This is a genomic window from Micromonospora sp. NPDC049799 (genome assembly GCF_040656655.1).
GTDB lineage: Bacteria > Actinomycetota > Actinomycetes > Mycobacteriales > Micromonosporaceae > Micromonospora.
Genome location: NZ_JBFAMU010000465.1, coordinates 1 through 3,936, shown reverse-complemented (window position 1 = coordinate 3,936; position 3,936 = coordinate 1). Strand labels below are relative to the sequence as shown.

Below are 3,936 nucleotides of genomic sequence, written 5' to 3'. Positions count from 1 at the left end.
GTCGTGCCGCTGCGGGCCCGCGAGGGTGGCGTCCTGCGCCGGCCCGGCCACACCGAGGCCGCCGTCGACCTGACCCGGCTGGCCGGGCTGCGCCCCGCCGGCGTGCTCTGTGAGCTGGTCAACGACGACGGCACCATGATGCGGCTGCCGGACCTGGAGAAGTTCTGCGCCGAGCATGCACTGACCCTGGTCACGATCGCCGACCTGGTCGCGTACCGGCGGCGGACCGAGAAGCAGGTCGAGCTGGTCGCGGACGCCCGGATGCCCACGCGGCACGGGGTGTTCCGGGCGCTGGGCTACCGCAGCGAGCACGACTCGGCGGAGCATGTGGCCCTGGTCATGGGCGACATCGGCGACGGGCGCGACGTCCTGGTCCGGGTCCACTCCGAGTGCCTCACCGGGGACGTGTTCGGCTCGGTGCGCTGCGACTGCGGCCCGCAGCTGAACGCCGCCCTGGAACGGGTCGCCCGGGAGGGCCGTGGCGTGGTGCTCTACGTGCGCGGTCACGAGGGGCGGGGCATCGGCCTGCTGCACAAGCTCCAGGCGTACCAGCTCCAGGACCTCGGCCGGGACACCGTGGACGCCAACCTCGACCTGGGCCTGCCGGCCGACGCGCGGGACTACGGCACCGGCGCCCAGATCCTCTACGACCTCGGCGTACGCACGATGCGGCTGCTCACCAACAACCCGGCGAAGCGGGCCGGGCTGGAGGGGTACGGCCTGACCATCACCGGCCGGGAGGGGCTGCCCGTCCGGCCGCACCCGGAGAACGTGCGCTACCTGCGGACGAAGCGGGACCGGATGGGGCACCTGTTGGACGAGTTGGACGAGGTGACCGAGGCTCCGATGGGCCGCCCGGTCGCCGGCGACGAGATCGGAGCGTAGGGATGGCGGGTTTCGGTGAACCGGGCGTGGAGGCGGTGGACGCGGCCGGGATGACCGTGGGTGTGGTCGCCGCCCGCTGGCACGGCGAGCTGACCGACCACATGCTGCAGCGGGCGGTGGCCGCCGCCGAGGCGTGCGGGGCGCGGGCGGTCGTCGCCCGGGTGGCCGGTTCGGTGGAGCTGCCGGTGGTGGCCCAGGCCCTGGCCCGCCGCTGCGACGTGGTCGTCGCTCTCGGTGTGGTGGTACGCGGCGCGACCGCGCACTTCGACTACGTCTGCCGCTCGGTGACCGACGGGCTCACCCGGGTCGCCCTCGACGAGGGCAAGCCGGTCGCCCACGGTGTGCTCACCGTGGAGACCATCGAGCAGGCCCGCGACCGGGCCGGCCTGCCGGGTTCCGCCGAGGACAAGGGCTGGGCCGCCACGGTCGCGGCGCTCGACGCCGCCCTGGCGGTCCGGACGCTCGCCGGCATCGGTCACCGGGTCGGCTTCGCCGGCTGATCCCCGGCGCCTGATCCGGCGCGACGACCCGGCGCCCCTGGGGCGGTCGGGGTCGTGGGCGCTCCTGCCACCGCGTGGCTCGTGCGTCGCGTGCCGCACGACCAGGGGTTCAGCCTCAGCCGTCACGCGGTGTCACGTCGGCGCGACCTCGCCAGTTCTTCTCCACCGACTTTGCTCTGCACCCCGATACGCGCCAGTCGCACACGGTGAACACGCCTGTCCGCAGAAGGACAGGGCTCGGCAGCCGCGACGCAGCTCAGATCGGTGGTGCGTTCCAGGGTGCAGAGCAAAGTCGCGGGGCCGCCGTGCTGCTTCCCGCCGCGTCGTCGCTCCGAGTGACGACGCCGGTCCGGTTGCCCTCCGTGACTGCGGTCGTCACGCGCACCCACCGCCCGCACCCACCGCGCGCGCCGGACCCCGGCGCTGCCCTGGCCGGGGGACAGTTGAGAGAATCACCGGGTGAAGACGTTCGAGGAGTTGTTCGCCGAGCTGCAGGCCAAGGCCGCCGCCGGCACCCCGGGCTCGGGCACGGTCGCGGCCCTGGAGAAAGGGGTGCACTTCATCGGCAAGAAGGTCGTCGAGGAGGCGGCCGAGTCGTGGATGGCCGCCGAGCACGAGGGGCCGGAGCGCACCGCCGAGGAGATCTCCCAGCTGCTCTACCAGGTCCAGGTGCTGATGCTCGCCAGTGGCCTGGAGCTGAAGGACGTCTACCGACATCTGTGAGTGCGCCCCCGCGTTGATCCTCCCCGATCGTTAAGGAGCACTCCGTCATGCTGCGTGTCGCCGTACCCAACAAGGGCGCCCTCGCCGAGAAGGCCGCCCAGATGCTGCGCGAGGCGGGCTACCGCCAGCGCACCGACCCGAAGGACCTGGTCTGCCGGGACGAGCCCAACGACATCGAGTTCTTCTACCTGCGCCCGAAGGACATCGCCACCTACGTCGGTTCCGGTGACCTGGACGTCGGCATCACCGGCCGGGACCTGCTGATCGACTCGGGCGCGCCGGCCGAGGAGGTGGTGGACCTCGACTTCGGCCGGGCCACCTTCCGCTTCGCCGCCCGCCCCGAGGACATCGCCTCGGTGCAGGAGCTGGGCGGGCACCGGATCGCCACCGCGTACCCGGGCCTCGTCGAGCGGCGCCTCGCCGAGCTGGACGTCAAGGCCGACGTGATCCGTCTCGACGGCGCGGTGGAGAACGCCATCCGGCTCGGCGTCGCCGACGTCGTCGCCGACGTGGTGGAGACGGGCACCACGCTGCGCCAGGCCGGCCTGGTCGTCTTCGGTGATCCGCTGCTGCGCTCGTCGGCGGTGCTGGTCCGGCGCACCGGGGCACCGACCCAGCCGCAGGCCGAGCAGCTGCTGCGCCGCCTGCACGGGGTGCTCGTCGCCCGCCGCTACGTGATGCTCGCCTACGACGTCCCGGCCGGCCTGCTCGACCGGGCCAGCTCGTTGACCCCGGGCATCGAGTCGCCGACGGTCTCGCCGCTGCACCGCGAGGGCTGGGTGGCCGTGCAGGCCATGGTGCTCAGCGACGACGTGCACCGCATCATGGACGAGCTCTACGAGCTGGGAGCCCGGGCCATCCTGGTCACCAACATCCACGCCTGCCGGCTGTGAGCCGGCCGCCCGCCCCGGCCGCACCCCGGCCCTCGCCGGCTGACCCGGCGCCGTCGGCGCCGGGTGCACCGCAGCGGGTCCGGCGGCTCCTGCCGGCCTGGCTGGCGCTGCTGTTCGTCGGGCTCGGCGGTGCCGCCGCCGCGGTGCAGGGCGCGGCCAACGCGGAGCTGGGCGAGCGCGCCGGGGATCCCACCATCGCCGCCGCCGTCAACAACGTCGGCGGGAGCCTGCTGATCGGGCTCGCCGTGCTCGCCCTGCCGTCGGTACGGGCCGGACTGGCCGCGTTACGGCACGCCCGGCTGCCCTGGTGGGCCTACCTGGGCGGGTTGGGCGGGGCGACGATCGTCCTGCTCGGGGCGTACGTCGTGCCGGTGCTCGGGGTGGCCCTCTTCACGATCGCCGGGGTGGCCGGCAGCAGTGTGGGCGGGTTGGCCGTGGACCGGGCCGGCCTCGCCCCGGTGGGCCGGCTGGCGCTGACCGGACCACGCCTGGTCGGTGCGCTGCTCGGCGTCCTCGCGGTGGGACTGGCCCAGCTCGGCCAGCCCGTCGGTGACCTCGCGCTCGGGCTCGTCGCGCTCACGGTCGCCGGCGGGGTGGGGATCGCGCTCCAGTCGGCACTCAACGGCCGTGTCTCCGCCGCCAGTTCGCCCGCCGCCGGGGTCGCGGTCAACTTCGCCGTCGGTACGCCGGTCGTCCTGCTCGTCGCGGCCCTGGCCGGTGCCTTCACCGGGCCCGCCCCGACCTGGCCCGACGCCTGGTACCTCTACACCGGCGGACTGCTCGGGGTCGGGATCGTGGCCTCGCTGGTGGTGGGCGTCCGGGTGGTCGGCGTGCTGCGTACCGGCCTGGTCGCGGTCGCCGGCCAGCTCGGCGGTGCGCTGCTGCTGGACGCGCTGCTGCCGGGTGGCGCCGGCGTACGCCTGCCGGTGGTCGCC

5 protein-coding genes are annotated in these 3,936 nt (G+C 74.2%); all 5 read left to right on the top strand.

Features of this window, described 5'->3' with window-relative positions; all coding sequences use genetic code 11:
• Window positions 1–885, top strand: an 885-nt coding sequence (gene ribA, locus AB0I76_RS24530; protein ID WP_357039793.1) for a GTP cyclohydrolase II, incomplete at its 5' end; no start/stop codon positions are given.
• Between the two features lie 2 nt (window positions 886–887).
• The gene (gene ribH / locus AB0I76_RS24525; protein ID WP_357039790.1) at window positions 888–1,385 is read left to right on the top strand and encodes a 6,7-dimethyl-8-ribityllumazine synthase; all 498 of its coding nucleotides are present in this window, start codon (window positions 888–890) and stop codon (window positions 1,383–1,385) included.
• 459 nt (window positions 1,386–1,844) lie between these two features.
• A complete protein-coding gene (locus tag AB0I76_RS24520) occupies window positions 1,845–2,108 on the top strand; it encodes a phosphoribosyl-ATP diphosphatase (protein WP_013732805.1) in 264 nt (87 codons plus the stop codon).
• A 47-nt stretch (window positions 2,109–2,155) separates the two neighbouring features.
• Entirely contained in the window at window positions 2,156–3,001 is an 846-nt protein-coding gene (hisG, locus tag AB0I76_RS24515) for an ATP phosphoribosyltransferase (protein ID WP_357039787.1), read from the top strand.
• The coding region (locus AB0I76_RS24510) for a DMT family transporter (protein ID WP_357039784.1) at window positions 2,998–3,936 on the top strand (939 nt) is incomplete at its 3' end. The genes hisG and AB0I76_RS24510, both read left to right, overlap by 4 nt.

What these genes read in the sequence shown, in the direction of transcription:
- hisG (WP_357039787.1), top strand. Translation starts at nt 2,156, where the DNA reads ATGCTGCGTGTCGCCGTACCCAACAAGGGCGCCCTCGCCGAGAAGGCC.
- ribH (WP_357039790.1), top strand. Translation starts at nt 888, where the DNA reads ATGGCGGGTTTCGGTGAACCGGGCGTGGAGGCGGTGGACGCGGCCGGG.